The organism is Brevibacillus sp. TJ4 (assembly GCF_044627595.2).
In the GTDB taxonomy this organism is placed as follows: Bacteria; Bacillota; Bacilli; order Brevibacillales; family Brevibacillaceae; genus Brevibacillus.
Window position 1 is genome coordinate 3212811 of the sequence record NZ_CP185865.1, and the last position, 15405, is coordinate 3228215.

Annotated in this window: 13 protein-coding genes; 6 read left to right on the forward strand and 7 right to left on the reverse strand. The window is 54.9% G+C overall.

Translation table 11 applies throughout. The features are described from left to right. Positions 1–224: 224 nt before the first annotated feature. Together ACAF76_RS15805 and ACAF76_RS15810 are read left to right on the forward strand one after the other, a co-directional pair. Positions 225–1910, forward strand: coding sequence for a methyl-accepting chemotaxis protein (locus ACAF76_RS15805; protein WP_421616937.1), 1686 nt, complete (start codon positions 225–227; stop codon positions 1908–1910). A gap of 131 nt (positions 1911–2041) precedes the next feature. Continuing rightward, the gene (locus ACAF76_RS15810) at positions 2042–3211 is read left to right on the forward strand and encodes a PstS family phosphate ABC transporter substrate-binding protein (RefSeq protein ID WP_421616938.1); all 1170 of its coding nucleotides are present in this window, start codon (positions 2042–2044) and stop codon (positions 3209–3211) included. A gap of 62 nt (positions 3212–3273) precedes the next feature. Here ACAF76_RS15810 and ACAF76_RS15815 read toward each other — a convergent pair whose 3' ends face one another. From ACAF76_RS15815 to ACAF76_RS15825, 3 genes are read right to left on the reverse strand one after another with little or no spacing between them, the layout of a single operon-like run. Continuing rightward, a complete protein-coding gene (locus tag ACAF76_RS15815; protein WP_421616939.1) occupies positions 3274–4239 on the reverse strand; it encodes an ABC transporter permease in 966 nt (321 codons plus the stop codon). Beyond that, positions 4236–5180 carry an ABC transporter ATP-binding protein gene (locus ACAF76_RS15820; RefSeq protein WP_421616940.1) on the reverse strand — a complete coding sequence of 315 codons (945 nt, stop codon included), beginning with the start codon at positions 5178–5180 and terminating at the stop codon, positions 4236–4238. Before ACAF76_RS15820 ends, ACAF76_RS15815 begins: the two co-directional genes overlap by 4 nt. 3 nt (positions 5181–5183) lie before the next feature. Next, positions 5184–6338, reverse strand: coding sequence for an NEW3 domain-containing protein (locus ACAF76_RS15825; protein ID WP_421616941.1), 1155 nt, complete (start codon positions 6336–6338; stop codon positions 5184–5186). A 165-nt stretch (positions 6339–6503) separates the two neighbouring features. Here ACAF76_RS15825 and ACAF76_RS15830 point away from each other — a divergent pair, with 165 nt between their 5' ends. The 3 genes from ACAF76_RS15830 (at position 6504) to ACAF76_RS15840 (ending at position 8802) form a co-directional block, all read left to right on the forward strand. Beyond that, positions 6504–7097, forward strand: coding sequence for an RNA polymerase sigma factor (locus tag ACAF76_RS15830; protein WP_421616942.1), 594 nt, complete (start codon positions 6504–6506; stop codon positions 7095–7097). Further along, positions 7090–7794 carry an anti-sigma factor domain-containing protein gene (locus tag ACAF76_RS15835; protein WP_421616943.1) on the forward strand — a complete coding sequence of 235 codons (705 nt, stop codon included), beginning with the start codon at positions 7090–7092 and terminating at the stop codon, positions 7792–7794. Before ACAF76_RS15830 ends, ACAF76_RS15835 begins: the two co-directional genes overlap by 8 nt. 96 nt (positions 7795–7890) lie before the next feature. Then, positions 7891–8802, forward strand: a complete 912-nt coding sequence (locus ACAF76_RS15840) for an SDR family oxidoreductase (RefSeq protein WP_421616944.1) — start codon at positions 7891–7893, stop codon at positions 8800–8802. A 96-nt stretch (positions 8803–8898) separates the two neighbouring features. Here the strand turns inward: ACAF76_RS15840 and ACAF76_RS15845 are convergent, their stop codons facing one another. After that, positions 8899–11487 carry an Ig-like domain-containing protein gene (locus tag ACAF76_RS15845; protein WP_421616945.1) on the reverse strand — a complete coding sequence of 863 codons (2589 nt, stop codon included), beginning with the start codon at positions 11485–11487 and terminating at the stop codon, positions 8899–8901. Positions 11488–11691: 204 nt separating this feature from the next. On the opposite strand from ACAF76_RS15845, the gene ACAF76_RS15850 reads away from it, so the two are divergent. Then, positions 11692–12297 (forward strand): YdcF family protein, encoded by a 606-nt coding sequence (locus ACAF76_RS15850; RefSeq protein WP_421616946.1) that lies wholly within the window; start codon positions 11692–11694, stop codon positions 12295–12297. On the opposite strand, the gene dnaI is transcribed toward ACAF76_RS15850, so the two are convergent. From dnaI to nrdR, 3 genes are all read right to left on the reverse strand, one after another. Next, positions 12294–13235: a primosomal protein DnaI gene (dnaI, locus tag ACAF76_RS15855; RefSeq protein WP_421616947.1), complete on the reverse strand. Its 942-nt coding sequence runs from the start codon at positions 13233–13235 to the stop codon at positions 12294–12296. The two genes, ACAF76_RS15850 and dnaI, sit on opposite strands and share 4 nt — an antisense overlap. A gap of 5 nt (positions 13236–13240) precedes the next feature. Next, positions 13241–14707, reverse strand: a complete 1467-nt coding sequence (locus ACAF76_RS15860; RefSeq protein WP_421616948.1) for a replication initiation and membrane attachment family protein — start codon at positions 14705–14707, stop codon at positions 13241–13243. A 135-nt stretch (positions 14708–14842) separates the two neighbouring features. Continuing rightward, complete coding sequence (nrdR, locus tag ACAF76_RS15865; protein ID WP_421616949.1) at positions 14843–15334, reverse strand: transcriptional regulator NrdR; 492 nt, start codon at positions 15332–15334, stop codon at positions 14843–14845. Positions 15335–15405 lie beyond the last annotated feature (71 nt).

The following is a 15405-nucleotide window of genomic DNA, read 5'->3' on the forward strand; positions in this document are numbered from 1 at the left end:
AATTCATACGAATAGCTGTCATAAAATTACTTTATCGATTCCAATTCCGAGTGTCAAGTAGGGAATTGATCTGCAGATAATAGAGCATCTTCACACTTGGCAAATTACGTACAATATTGCAAAAAAATCTCTTCTCTTTCATACCGTTTTTGTTTATTCTTCAATAGAAACGGGTAAAGGTATTTTTGGGGCATTATTCCAATTCGTAGGAGGAGATTATCTACATGTCATTAGGGAAAAAAATTATTTCCAGCTACATTGTCATTTGGGTGTTGCTAGCTGGAATCGCCGCTTCCAATTTTTATGGACTAAACCAATTAAAGAAAGAGACAGATGCCATCGTACAGGATTTTGTTCCGCTGGGCGATGCCACTCAAGCTATCCTGACCGCGCTGATCTACGAAGAATCAGGCGTGCGCGGCTATCTGGTAACAGGTGCAGAAGATTATCTCGATGCTTATAACGCCGGACGCGAGCAAGTTCAACAACAGTTGGCAATCATTGATTCTCTTAACATCAACAACCCGCAAATCGTCCAATTGATTGAAAGCGTCAAGCCCCAGATCGTTGCCATTGAAGTATATTACGAATCAATGGTAACGCTTGGAAAAGATGGACACCTGGAATTGGCACGCCTGAAGGTCGGGGAAGGAAAGGTTCTGTTTGATACGTATCTTGAGATCAACAGTGCCATTGAACAAGAAGTTGAAAACATGAATCAGCAAGCTCTTCAAAATTTTGAAAATGCCGCATTGCAATCCCGTATCGTCATTGTTGCAGTAAGTGTCGTCGCACTGATCGCTACACTCGGCATGGCCTACATGTTTGTGAAACAGATTTCACTGCCTGTCCAAAATGTCTCAAAGGTTCTGCAAAGCGTAGCGAATGGCGATCTTTCGATAGAAGAAGTGAAAGTAAAAAACAAGGACGAAATTGGCGTACTCGTCCAATCCGTGAATAAAATGGTCAAGGATTTGCGCGGCATCATGTCGCAAATCAGCGATACCTCTACCCAACTGGCAGCTTCCTCGGAGGAGTTGACTGCCAGCGCCGAACAAAGCAGCAAAGTGTCTGAGCAAATCGCGTCCACGACCGAACAGGTGGCATCCGGTGCCGAAGAGCAGTTGAGCAGCGTACGCAATTCCGCAACCACAGTCAACCAGATGTCCGTCGGTATCCAACAGGTAGCGATGAGCAGCGATGAAGTCGCGAAAATGGCAGAACAAGCACTGGAAATCTCCAAGCAAGGCATTGGCTCTGTCCATGATGTCATCGACCAAATGCGTGAAATCCAGGGTACCGTACAGGAAACCTCGGCAATGATCTATGGTCTCGGTGAGCGTTCCAAGCAAATCGGCAACATCGTTCAACTGATTACCGATATCGCCAACCAAACCAACCTGCTCGCCCTCAACGCAGCGATTGAAGCGGCACGTGCCGGCGAGAGCGGCCGCGGATTTGCCGTCGTCGCCGATGAAGTACGGAAATTGGCAGAACAGTCTTCCGAATCTGCACAGCAAATTTCCGATCTGATTGCACATATTCAACGGGAAACTGACCAGGCAATCGCCTCCATGACAGAAGGCACCGATAAAGTGGCAAACGGCGTGGAAAAAACGGAACAAGTCGGCTCCTCCTTTGAGGTCATCGACCAGGCCGTTACGCACGTCGCCGAGAAAATCAGCGAAGTGGCATCCTCGATCGAACAAATCGCAGAAGGCAGCCAGCACATCGTGCAGTCGATTGAAGTCATCTCCAAAGTGGCGCAAGAAAGTGCGAGCGCAGCCCAGGAAAACGCTGCCGCAAGCGAAGAACAGCTCGCCACAATGGAGGAAATCGCCTCTTCTGCCCAAACCTTGTCCGTCCTGGCCGAAGATATGCAGACATTGGTCTCCCGCTTCAAGCTGTAAAAACGAAAAACTCGACAGAAGACTGTCCTCCGGCAGAAATCATACTGCCAAAGGACAGTTTTTTTCTGTAAAAACCCAACACCCGCATCATTTTCTGTATAATGAAAAAATATGGAAAACAGGAGGTTGCTATGGTCTGGAAATGGCTTGGCAAAATTTTCGCTTGTCTCTTATTTGCTGCCCTGATCGGACTGGTCGGGTTGATTGCTGCGTTTTTTATCTCCTTCTCTTCTGTCTCGCAGCGTTTCTATATCCCGCTCATTATCGTCACCGGCGCGGCTCTCGTTCTTTGGAACGCGTTGCGCGTACTGAGCAGCATCAACCCGCGCATTCTCAATCGCTCGCTGTACGCCGTACTGGCTCTGATCGCCGTCACGCTTGGCGGCTACGAGATCAACAAGGCTTATGAACGCAGCGTTCCTGTCGTGAGCGAGCAGGACGTGGACGTCTGGGAGTACATGCCGTTTGCCCAGCAGTCAAAAGTCGTCTCGCTCGAGGAGCCGGCTGCCCTTTCCATCGATTCCGACCTGCCGATTCTCGATGGTGCGACCGCACTCTATCCGCTGTATGCCGCTTTCGCTCAAGCCGTCTATCCCGAAAAGGAATATCCGCCCCACGACAGTGAGGTCATGGTCAATACCACCCCGGAGGCGTACAACAACCTGTTAAAAGGTACGGTCGACATCATCTTCGTCGCAGAGCCATCCATTCGCCAGCGTGGTGAGGCACAGCAAATGGGGAAAGAGCTGAAGCTGACCCCGATCGGGCGGGAAGCGTTCGTCTTTTTCGTCAATGCCGACAACCCGGTAACAGGATTGACCACCGAGCAGATTCAGGATATATACGCTGGTAAGATTACCAACTGGCGGGAAGTCGGCGGTCGTGACGAGCCGATCCAGGCCTTTCAGCGTCCCGAAGATAGCGGGAGCCAGACGATGCTCGAAAAGATAATGGAAGGAAAAGAGCTGATGACGCCGCCCCAGGAGGATGTACTGCGGGGCATGGGAGGGATTATCGAGCAGACTGCCGATTACCGGAACCACAAAAACGCAATCGGCTACTCGTTCCTGTTTTTCTCCAGCGAAATGGTACGCAACGGCAATATCCGTCTGCTGGCTGTCGACGGCGTACTGCCAGACAAAACGACGATCGCAGATGGCTCGTACCCGCTCGCAGCCGAATTCTACGCCGTCACGGCTGGCAGTGACAACCCCCATGTCGAAGCGCTGATCGAATGGATTTTGTCGCCACAAGGGCAATGGCTCGTCGAACGGACCGGATACAGCCCGGTCAATCCATAAAAAAGTCCGTAGCCCCTTTCCTCCATCCAGGTGAAAGGAAGGCTGCGGACTTTTGGTTTCCATCAGCGAGAGCGGATTTCCTGGCGCATGAACAGCATGTACGCCAATCCGAAGCACCCCGCCGTTCCTGCGATCAGACCTGTCAGATGCGGCCAGATCAAGAGCATGCTTTGTCCCAGCGGCAACGGACTGGGGATCGCACCGTACACTTGCTCCATTGTCAGAGGCCCGAGACTGCGAACCGAAGGCGTAAGCATGGTCGTCGTGGCTTCGCTAAAGAGCTGGCTCGGTGACAGCCGCTGCATGTACGTGACGAACTGCTGATGGCTGAGCAAGCTGCCCACGTCTGCCGCCTGGCTGGGAAACGTCGCATTGGCGATCAGGCCGACGATCATCGCAAAGAAAACGCTGAAAAAAATCCAGACGGCAATGCTCGCCAGCGCCGAGGTGGACGGCTGCCGAAAGCGAACCGAGAACAAGATGGCCAGGTTCAGCCAGAATGCCACGTAGAAAATGCTGAGCAGCAAAAAGACGACCATCCGCCAAAACTCTTCCGGCGTCGGCGGAATGCCGATCACGAGCAGCCCCAGTCCCATGACGAGAAAGCCAAGCGCCAAAAACATCACGCTGATCACCAGCAGGGCGGCGACAAACTTGGCGTTCAACACGTAGTCGCGGTGTATCGGCTGCGACAGCAAGCGGCTCAACGTCCCCTTGTTGCGCTCCGAGTTGATCGCATCAAACCCGAGCCCGATCCCAAGCAGCGGCCCGAGAAAGCCGACAAACGTGTAAAACGCGGGCAAAGTCCCGTCGGATACAGTAAACAACTTGAGAAACAGATGGGAATTCAGCGAATCGTTGGATGGCACCGCATCGCGAATCGACATCATCGCCGTGTACAGCGAACCGAAGCAGGTCAGCACCAGCAGCAACAGGAGAATGTGAAAGCGCCAACTATGCAGATGATCCGCCACTTCCTTTTGGACGATCACCCAAAAAGGATGGGACTGTCTATCGTTCTCTCTCATCTCGCTTCCCTCCCTTCGAAGTACCGGTGGTAAATTTCATCGAGGCCGTACTCTTTCTGTGCCAATTGCAGCAGCGCGCAGCCCTGGTTGACGATCGTGCGGGAGATCTGCGTCGTCACGTCTTTCGTGCAGGAGATGACAAAACGCCGTTCGTCTCCCTCGATCCGACCTACCCCTTCTATCTGACGCAGGCTTTCCATGAGCTGCTCTGTGACCGGCTCCGCTTCCACCTCGATGACGATCGCTTCTTCCTGAAAAAGCTGCTGAGACAGGCTGTGAATATCGCCTTCAGCCAGCAGTCGCCCGGCGACAAACAGCCCGACGCGATCACAAATTTGCTGGACCTGGTGCAGGTGATGGGAAGAGAGCAGCACGGTGATGCCCTCATCGCGGCTTAGCTGCTGAATCAACTGCAAAAACTCGCGCACGCCCTCCGGGTCGATTCCCAGCGTCGGCTCGTCGAGAATGATCACTTCGGGCTGCTTGATCAGCACTTCGCCGAGCCCCAGCCGCTGCCGCATGCCGCGCGAGTACGTACCTGCCTTTTTCTCTGCCGCATCAGAAAGCCCTACCCTCTCGAGCAAACGCTTGGCCCGATCCATCGCCTCCTGGCGGGACAGGCCGTTCAAGCGCCCTGTGTAGAGCAAGTTTTCCAGCCCGGTCATATCCTCGTAAAATCCCACGTCGTCCGGCATGTAGCCGACTTTTCGCTTGACCTGAATCGGGTCCCGCGTCGAATTGGCCCCGCACACGGTCACTGTACCCGACGTCGGCTCGGCGAGTCCTAGCATCATCAGGATCGTCGTCGATTTGCCCGCTCCATTGGGACCGAGCAGACCGTACACTTCCCCCGGGTAGATCGACAGATTCAGCCTGTCTACAGCGGTCTGTTCCCCGTATTGTTTGGTCAAGTCAACCAGTTGGATGATCGGCTCGCTCATCGGTTACCTCCTCCCGTACGTGCGGAACAGGTAGTACACGCCCGCTATCACGGCGAGGATGACCAGAACGCCGATCCACCCCCACAGTACCGAGGTTTTCACCGCAACACGGAACTGCGCCTCAGATGTAGCCTCCGGTGCGCTCGCCGTCATATTGACGACGTAGTCGCCGGCAATCGCCTGTTTATCCGCCTTGATTGTCGCGGTCACCTCTGTCGTACCGCCCGCTTCCAGCTTGGTGATCTGTTCGGGCTCAAATGTCACTTCCCAGTTGAGTGGCGTATTGGCGCGCAGCCGGATATCGCGCAAATCGGCGGACCCGGTATTGTTCACCGTCAAGGTCAGCTTCCTCTCCCCGCCAGCGGTCACATCGGTACTCAACAGCCCTGTTGGCGTGCTCAATTCCACGGCATACGTACCCGTAATGACGACTTCCAATGTCGTTTCGGCGGATGTGGCATTGGTCGACGCCTTTACCGGAATGGAATAGCTGCCTTGCTTTACGCCTTGGGGCGGTTTGACCTGGATCTGGATTTCCTTGGTGGCATTTTCATCGACATTGACCGAGGTTACGGCTTTGCCATCGACCATAAACTGGACATCCCAGCCCTGGGCGACATCGGCCGTCAGCGCGTACAGTTGTTTTTCTGCTGTCCGGTTGCGCAAATTGGCTTCAAAGGTAAAAGACGAACTGGCGCTTCCCTCCATATTCGGCTGGTCGGACGTCAATTCGGTCTTGAACGTGCCCTGTTCGGTCACCTCCACTGTCAACGGCAAGGTTGCTTTCCCATCCGCGACCAGTTGAAAGCGGTACGTGCCTTTGTCAATTTCCAGCGGCACTTCTACTTGCAGCGACATGCTTTGCGACTGGTCGGGACGGACCGCAATCTGCTGGATGCTCCAGCCGCCCGAGGTAAGCTGGTATTCCCATCCCTGCGGCAGCCCCCGCACAGACAGCGCTGCTTCCTGCACACTGCTCGTATTGTTGATCAAATCGACGCTGTAGTTGATCGACTCCCCTGGCGTTACCGAGATACTCGTGTAGGGAGTGTACAAGGTAACCTCCCCGGCTGCTTGTGACGGGGAGCTTCCCCATGCCATCATGGCCAACACAAACACAAGGACGAATGACACGTGTTTTCCCCAACTCTTCGACATCTCTTTCTTCCCCCTGTTTTTATCATCATTTTGACATTCATCAACAGTACGCACCGATTAGGCAAACGGATTTATCAAAAAGCAAAATTTTTTGTGCGGGTTCCAAATTGAAAGAAAATTTGCTAGTAATAGTAGCAGGAAGCACATCATCGGAGGTGGGAACCATTGGCCCATGGTGAGGTTGACGAACAGCGGCTGTTACGCGAAATCGCCAATCAATCGGTAACGGCCTTTGAACGGTTTTACGACCGCTACGCTTCTCTCGTCCTGCACATTGCCATGCGGATTGTGGACGATCAGATGGAAGCGGAGGATATTTGCCACGACGTATTTCTGGAGGTATGGAAAAAGGCGGAGCAATATGATCCCAAGCGTGGCAGCGTGGAGGCCTGGCTGGCAGTGAAGACGCGCACACGCTCGCTCGACTGGATGCGGCGAAAGCAGCGGTGGGTAATCACACCGGAAGAGCGCCCTCCCTTCGAAGCGATGGCAACTGCCCGCTCAACCGAAGACAGTGTCTTTTCCCGGCTGGAACGCGAGGCTTTGCGCAGCGCGATGCAAAACATCCCCGTCTCGCAAGCAAATGCCGTACACGGGATGTATTACGAGGAGCAGAGTCAGCGTGAACTCTCCGAGCAGATGAACCGCCCGCTCGGCACCGTCAAATCGTTGATTCGCTATGGACTTGCCAATATTCGCAAGCAGTTGAGCCACCTCGGCTGGATCGAACCGTCGGGAGGTGGCAAGAAGCATGAATAGAGAAAGCTGCACCTGGCGCGAAGAAAACATTGCAGACTTGGCAATGGGCAGACTGGCACATGAAGAGCGCCTGCGGCTGGAGCAGCATCTTCTCGCCTGCAGTCGATGCGCCAGCCTGTACCGCGAATGGTCAGAGGTGCTCTCTCCTGCCGACACACTGCCTTCTCCTCCGCCGGCGCTCAAACGGCGGCTCATGCGCAGCATTTCCGTTAGACGCAGCATCTCATCGCTTTACCGCTTGCGTCCGAGGCTTTTGGTATTGCGTGTGGGTGTTTTGGCACTCTGTCTGATCGGGTTGTTTGTTTTGCAAAGAGACAGCGTGTCGCCAGCTTCTGTACCGGAACATGAGATTTTTCCCGATGTCACGATGGTGATGGACCCCGAAACCGTCCTGCACGTCGTCCCTGGCGTTCCCAACAATGCCAAGTTCTACGTCTGGGTCAACGACAGTTCAAATGAAATGCTGATTCTCTCAAAAGATCTGGTGCCCTCAGACGAGATGGAATACAAGGTCTGGTTCATCACGCGAGGCAGGCGTTCGCATGTCGGGCTGCTGCACTGGCAAAACGGCATGGCGCATCTCTATTTCCAGGGCGGCGAGCTCGGACAGGTGGAGAACATCGCTGTCAGCATCGAACCGAAAGGCTCCTTTCTCCCCGCGACTGGCCCTGATGCCATCTTCGTCAATTTGCGCTGATCAACTTTCAGGCATGTCCTCCTTTCACTATGACACTAGGTGACATATTGACCTGTGTACAATATGGGCAGACGTAACAAAAGGAGGACAATGCCAATGAAACCACTGCAAGGAAAAGTAGCACTGGTAGCCGGTGCGACGCGCGGCGCCGGACGAGGCATCGCCATTGAACTGGGCGCTGCTGGCGCGACTGTATACTGTACGGGCCGGACCACGCGGACACAGCGCTCCGAGTACAATCGACCCGAGACGATTGAGGAGACAGCCGAGCTGGTACAGGCTGCCGGCGGTACCGCGATCCCCGTGCAGGTAGATCATCTCGTCCCGGAACAGGTGAAGGCGCTGGTGGCCCGGATTGAACAGGAGCAGGGGCGTCTCGACATCCTGGTTAACGACATTTGGGGCGCAGAGTATTTGGCACAGTGGAATATCCCGGTATGGGAACATTCCCTGGAAAAAGGCTTTCGCATGCTTCGTCTGGCGATCGACACGCATATTATCACCAGCCATTTCGCCCTGCCCCTGCTGATCCAGAACCGGAACGGACTGGTCGTGGAGGTGACCGACGGGACGCTTGCATACAATCAGGACAAGTACCGCCTGTCGCTTTTCTACGACCTGGCCAAGATGTCGGTGCTGCGCATGGCGAAGTCTTTGGCCCATGAACTGCTTCCCTACCACGGGACGGCGCTGGCGCTGACACCCGGCTGGATGCGATCGGAAATCATGCTGGAGCACTTCGGCATCACGGAGGAGAACTGGCGCGATGCAGCAGAAAAAGATCCTCATTTTCTGATCTCCGAAACTCCCCGCTACATCGGACGCGCTGTTGCGGCACTAGCCGCAGACACGAACAACGCCCGCTGGAGCGGACAGTCGCTCTCCAGCGGCGAAGTGGCGAAGCTGTACGGGTTCACCGATCTGGATGGCTCACAGCCGGATTGCTTTCGCTATTTGGTGGAGGTCGTCGAAGCCGGAAAACCGGCTGATGTTACGGGCTACCGCTGATCCGATACTGCTTGTGCCCATGCCCACCAGCAAAAAAGAAGCATCCCGGCGTAGCTTTCTGCCGGGATGCTTCTTTCATTGATTCAAACGTATGGCTTACCTCACCGTGACGACGATCGGCGTCTTTTTGCCACCGTACTGCACGTAAATCGTCGCTTTGCCGGAGCCGGTCGCCTTGATGACGCCGTCCTTGACATCAGCTACGAGCAGACGGGATGTAGTCCACAGTGCAGGCTTCGTTACATCTTCCTCAGAGCCGTCCATGTACGTAGCAATCGCTTTTACCTGGAGTGTCTCGCCTTTGTTCATCACGAGCTGCACGACATCTGTCTTCAGGTACTTGAGGGTGTCCACATCGACAGGGATGGAGACACTCCTGTTGCCGTAGCGGGCAGTTACCGTCGACTTGCCATAGGCGATCCCCGTAATCAGACCTTTGGATACATCGGCTGCCTTGTAGTTGCTCGTTCTCCAATCAGCCATCGAGGTCACATCGAGAGTTCTGCCGTCCGAGAATGTAGCGGTCAGCACGACTTGTACCGACTGCTTCGACTTCACGGAGACAAAGCGGCGGTCTGCTTCCAGCTTGGTCACAATGCCTACCTCGACGGGAATACTGATCGATTTGCCGCCGTACTTTGCAGTGATCGTCGCACGACCGCTGGATACGCCGGTTACTCTCCCGTCGACGACATCCGCGACCCGGACGGAGGAAGTGCTCCATACCGCACCGCTGGTCACACGGCTGGAATTGCCGGCAGAGTCAGTCGAAGTCAGGATGATATCCGCTGTTTCCCCTACGTTCAGTATGAGCATACGCGGTTCCACAGACAAGGTCTGCGCCTGATCCACTTCGACCGAGACCGTTACCGTCTTTCCTTCGAAGGTCGCACTGATGGTCGTCGTACCTGGTCCTACAGCCGTAATTTTGCCTTGGAACACCTCGGCAATTGCTGCGGATGAAGTCGTCCAGGCTGCTTGCGCGGTCACGTCCTTGCTCGTTCCATCCGGGTAAACGGCGGTCAGTTTGACGGTCTCCGAGCCATCTTTGCCCAGCACCACTTTCTTCTTGTCTACGGAAAGCGTCTGCATCACCCCGACCGAAACCTGAATCGAGAGGGTACGTGTACCCATCGTTGCAGTCACTGTCGTCGTACCTGTTCCGACACCGGTAATCAATCCCTGGCGCACGGTTGCGACGGAGTCATTGCCCGACGCCCACGTTACTTTGAAAGTCACGTCCTCAGTCCCGCCTTCCGGGAAAGAAGCCGTCACCTTCACTTGTTTGGTATCTCCTACCTGCAAGGCCACCGTAGTCGCATCTGCTGTAAAGCTCTGCGGCACGTCCACATCCACGGTGAGCGTAGCCGTCTTGCCGCCGTAGGAAGCGCTGATCTTCGCTGTCCCCGCCTTGTACGCGGAGATTACGCCGCTTTTTGCGAATACAACATCAGCATTGCTGGAAGACCAGCTTGCTTTTTCTGTAATGTTCTCCGTTGTCCCGTTGGCAAACGAAGCGCGTACAATGACATCCTTCGTCTCGCCGTTTTTCATCGTCAGGAAGGACGGCACGATGTCGAGTGCGCGCGGCACTTCCACGTCCACCATCACCTTTACCGACTTGTTGGCGTACGTGGCGGTAAGCACCGCTTCGCCCGAAGAGACAGCGTGAATTTTCCCATTGCTGTAGTAGGCTACATCTTCGTTGCTGGAAGACCACGTCGCCTTGTCGGTCACGTCTGTCGTGCCGTTGCCGTTGGCAAGCGTAGCGGTCAGCGTAATCGCTGTCTCACTGCCTGCCTTCAGGAAAATGTCCTGCTTGTCCACTTCCAGCTTCTGCGTGGTATCGACGTCGACCTGAATCGTTGCCGTTTTCGTTCCGTACGTGGCGGTAATGACTGCTGTTCCCGCTCCATACGCCGTAATCGTCCCCATCAAGGCATCGGCTACATCCGGGTTGCTGGAAGACCAGACGGCCTTGTCGGCGACGTCATCATTTTCCGAACCGTCCGGAAAAATCGCTTTCACTTCAACCTTTTCCTTTTCGCCCATCAACAGCGAGACCTTGCTTTTGCTCGGTACAAGCCGGTGTGCGATTTCCACGCTCAGCGGGACCGTGATCGTCTGGCTGCCGTACTTGGCAGTCACAGTTCCCGTCCCCGAGCTGACGCCTTTTACTTTTCCGTTGATCACGGTTGCGATCGAAGCGTTATCAATCAACCAGTCTGCCTTGCTCGTGACGATTTCGGTGCTGCTGTCATCGTACACAGCGGTCAGCTCTATCGTTTCCTCCTGGCCGATCTGGATCGTCAAGGACTGTGGCTCGGTCGTCAGGGCTTTTACTTTTTTCGAAACCGTGACATCCACAATCTCGGTTTTTCCCATATACGTAGCAGTCAACGTCGCTTTTCCTTCCGCCTTGGCGGCGACTACCCCAGCGGACACAGTAGCTACATCGGGATTGTTGCTTTGCCAATCCGTCTTAATCGTTACCGTTTCTGTAGAACCCGAGACGTACACAGCCGTCGCCGTCAGCGAAGCCGAATCTCCCGTCTCCAAGGATACCTGGTTTTTGGAAAGTACCAATCGGCTGATTTCGTTTGCAGCGAATCCGACTCCCGTGTTTACCAGCCCGCTTGCGAGCAAGACGGCCAGAAACATGAACATCGTTTTTCTCCAGAACATTGTTACCCTCCCTGCTAGTAGACTTCTCTCTACCTATATCGGTCTTTTTTCGACATTTCTTAATCAAATTTATTTCAAATTTTCCAGGGAGGAGGAATGTTCCCGACAATATTCGTAACTCTTCGCCACCCTGCTGCGTCAAACATTCTGGAAAGTACAACAAGAACAAGAAAGAGAGATGTCAGCAAAGGAGAAACTGCCCGAATGATGCACAAATCAAAGAAAAACTGGATGAGACGCATGTGGTTTCTTCTCGCAACCATATTCATCGCCGCAGCGGTATGGTTTGCCTGCCTGTGGCAAATGATCGATCGCACGGCCCAGGAAGCAGGCCCTCGCCACGCAGACGTGGGCATCGTACTCGGAGCTGCGGTCTGGGGAGAGCGGCCGAGTCCCAGTCTGCGCGAACGGCTGGACTGCGCGCTGCAAGCATACAGGGACGGCTATGTGCGCTATCTGCTGGTAACTGGCGGGACGGGCGAAGGCAAGACGCTGAGCGAGGCCGAGGTGATGCGCGCCTACCTCATCGAGCAGGACGTTCCCGAAGAAGCGATCCTGCTGGAGGACAAGGCGACGAGTACATACGAAAACCTCCTGTTTAGCCAGGAGGTCATGGACGAATACGATCTGGAAACGGCTTTGCTAATCAGTCACGACTTTCATTTGGTACGTGCGCTCTACATCGCAGAAGACCTGGAGATTCCAGCCTCTCCGCTCGGCACGAAATCGCAGGTCCTCTCCACAACGTACTACAAAGCGCGGGAAGTTCTCGCCCTGGCACACTGGCAGTTTACCCGCCTGTTTGCCTAGTCGCTGTTCACACGGTGGTTGTTGCGCAAAATCTCGTGTACCTCGACAAAGTGGCGGATGCGCTCCATGATCCGCGCCGCTTTTGTCCGCTCGATCCGGTTGCCGTTGGAAATGGACAGATGCTCCTCCAGCTCCTCCAGCGCGTAGTTGGACGTGAACAAAGTGGGCAGATGGTTGTTGACGCGCTGGTTGAGGATGACGCCCAAAATCTCATCGCGCACCCACGGCGTCAGGTTTTCCGCTCCGATGTCGTCGAGGATCAGCACGGGCACCTGCTTCAGCAGCTCCAGCTTGTCGACGTACGAGTGATCAGAGATGGAATCTTTCATTTCGCGGATAAAATCCGGCACGTAGACGATCAGCGATGAGACCCCTGCCTCTGCCAGCTCGCGGCCAATCGCTCCCATGATGTAGCTTTTGCCCACGCCGAATGGTCCGTGCAAATACAAGCCCTTGACCCGCTCGCCTGCACTGATTTTCTCGCAAAACTGCAACGCTGCACCGACTGCCGCCTGGTTCCCGCTGTCGATCACGAGACCCTCGAAGCTGGCCTTCATCGTCTCTTCGGAGATGTAGTAGCTGCGCATCAGGCGGCGGCGTTTGATCTCCTCTTCGCGGGACAACTGCTTGGAGCAGGGGGAAATGGCGCTGACAATCGTCGTGTTGACCAGGTCAAGCTGCGTGCGATGCCCTTTGACCAGGTTGGGGCACTCCTCCAGTCCCGGACAGCGCTCGCACCAGTACTGCTCCTTCACAGCCGTGTAGACGCTGGAGAGCGACCGCATGTAGTCGTCCCGGGTCAACTCCGGGTGTTGCTGGGAAAACGCCTGGAGGTAGGACGACGAGCGAAACATCTTGTCCAGCTGCTGCTCCGGTGTCAACAGCTGGCGTGGCGTGCGCTTTGACAGCTCCTGCATAAACTGTCCGATTGACTCCATTTACCTCACTCTCCCTTCTGTCTGTTGCGAAGTGTTGCCAGACGCTTTTGCAAATCGGGAAAATCCTGAATCGACTGCCCCTTCTTCGCTTCAGTCCCCTGCTTCTCCTGCGACATTTGCCATTCGACGGAAGCCGGCAGCTTGTCTTCGAGGACAGCCCTGCCGTTGCGGCGCACCGCTGAAGACGTCTCCTTTTTGGCCCGCGCCGGCTTTTCGCCTGGCTTGCCGCTCTGTTGGCTGCGCTGCTCGCCGCGCTCCACAATCAGCTTCACCGCTTCGTCCACGGTGCTGATCCGCTTCGCTTTCCAACTGTCGCGGATCGTCTCCATGTACGCCTTCGGCAGCTCCATCTGACTGCTCGCCAGCGTGTGCAGCAGCAGCGCATTTACGACTTCCACCTGCATGCCGTCGGTAAAGACCAGTGTCTCGGCCCGTTCCAAAAACACCTTGCTGATCCGGCCGCCGACGACCTTTTCCAGCAGAACGAGCGGCGACATCGTCCGGCAGGCACGCGCGAACGCTTCGCTGCCGGCCTGCGGCAGCCTGCCCACACCCCAGTCTTCCGCATCTGTACCAGCAGACGGTGCCGGGTCACGCATGAGCTTGTCGTCTGTGTAGCGCTGGATCAGACGCTTGCGCAGCACTTCGCCATCGAGGCTGCGGTCGGGCTTGTACAGCGTCCAGTCGCGCAGCTCCTGTCCGATTCCCCAGCTATCCAACTGATAAAAATGACAGAGCTGGTACAAAAATTCCATGCTGCTTCCGCTGAGCACTTTTTGCGGGTCCGCGTTGTCCGGCAGATAGAGGCGCAGCGAAGAAGCGCTGAGCATGTGATTGATTTGCGGCTCGAAATCCGACTTCAACTGCGCAGGCGGGAACGCCGTTTCCATCTGCGTCAAAAACTGCTCCCGCTCCGATCCCTTCTGCACTTCCAGCTCGGAAGGTTTCAGCGATTGAAACACTTCGTGAAAATCTTTGGTGATCGTCTCCACGATCGTGTATTCCTGCTCCAACTGTCTGCCTCTCGGGTCGGCATATTGCTGACGAAGCTGTTGGAAGCGAATATTTTCAATTTTGTTCAATAGCATCAGGGACAGGACGTAGTCGCCAAAAAACTCTCCCGGAGCCAGCGGCGGCTTTATCACATACTCGTAAAAATAATCGCGCTGCTGGTTTTCCCGGCGACGCACATCCAATAAGCCGATCGCCTCCAGCCGCTCGCGCGCGTCGAGCAGCTTGTCCAGCGACAGCGACGTGGCCAGCATCAGGCTGCGATGCGAGCTTTCCGCGGCAGCTCCGCTCCCCTGCCCTACCTCGTGGATCAACAGTTGATAGAGTGAGTATGCCTCCACCCCGATGATCGGCAGGTACAACTGCACGACATATCCTGTCTCGGCAAAGCTGATCGGTCTGATCATCCGCACCAGATAGCGATCCTTTGGAGTTAGTTCATTCCATACTAGACGGCGCATGTGATCGTTCCTTCCTGACAGTCTCGTTTTCCTATTATAGCACGGCTCCCCGCATGCCAAAGATGAAATCATCAGGAAAGCGCAAAAAGCCCCCTGCGTTGCCGCGAGAGCATGAAAATGTTGACAGTACCCGGCCTACTCTTCCCCTTTTGGAAAGGGGGTCTGGTCTTTGCGGGCTTGCGCGAGCAATTCTTCCAGCTCTTTCATAAACACCTTGATGTCCTTGAACTGGCGATAGACCGAAGCAAAGCGGACATACGCCACCTCGTCCACGTGATAGAGACGCTCCATCACTTTTTCCCCGACATCGTTGCTGGGAATCTCCGGCTGACCGCAGCTTCGCAGTTCTTTTTCAATCTCGCTTACCACATATTCCAATTCCTCGAGGGAAACCGGCCGTTTTTCACAGGCGCGCACGAGACCGCGCAGCACCTTTTCCCGGCTGAATTCTTCACGAGTACCATCTTTTTTTATGATGAGCAGAGGAGTTTCTTCCACCATTTCGAATGTTGTAAAACGACGCTCACACTGTTCACACTCGCGCCGCCGGCGAATCGACTTGTTATGGTTAAAAGGTCGCGAATCAAGGACTCTGGTCCCGTTGTATTCGCAAAATGGACAACGCATCGCGGATTCAGCTCCCCTATCGAACATACTTATTCCAAGTGTCCCTCAATTTCACACTGGAAGTCAAGTCA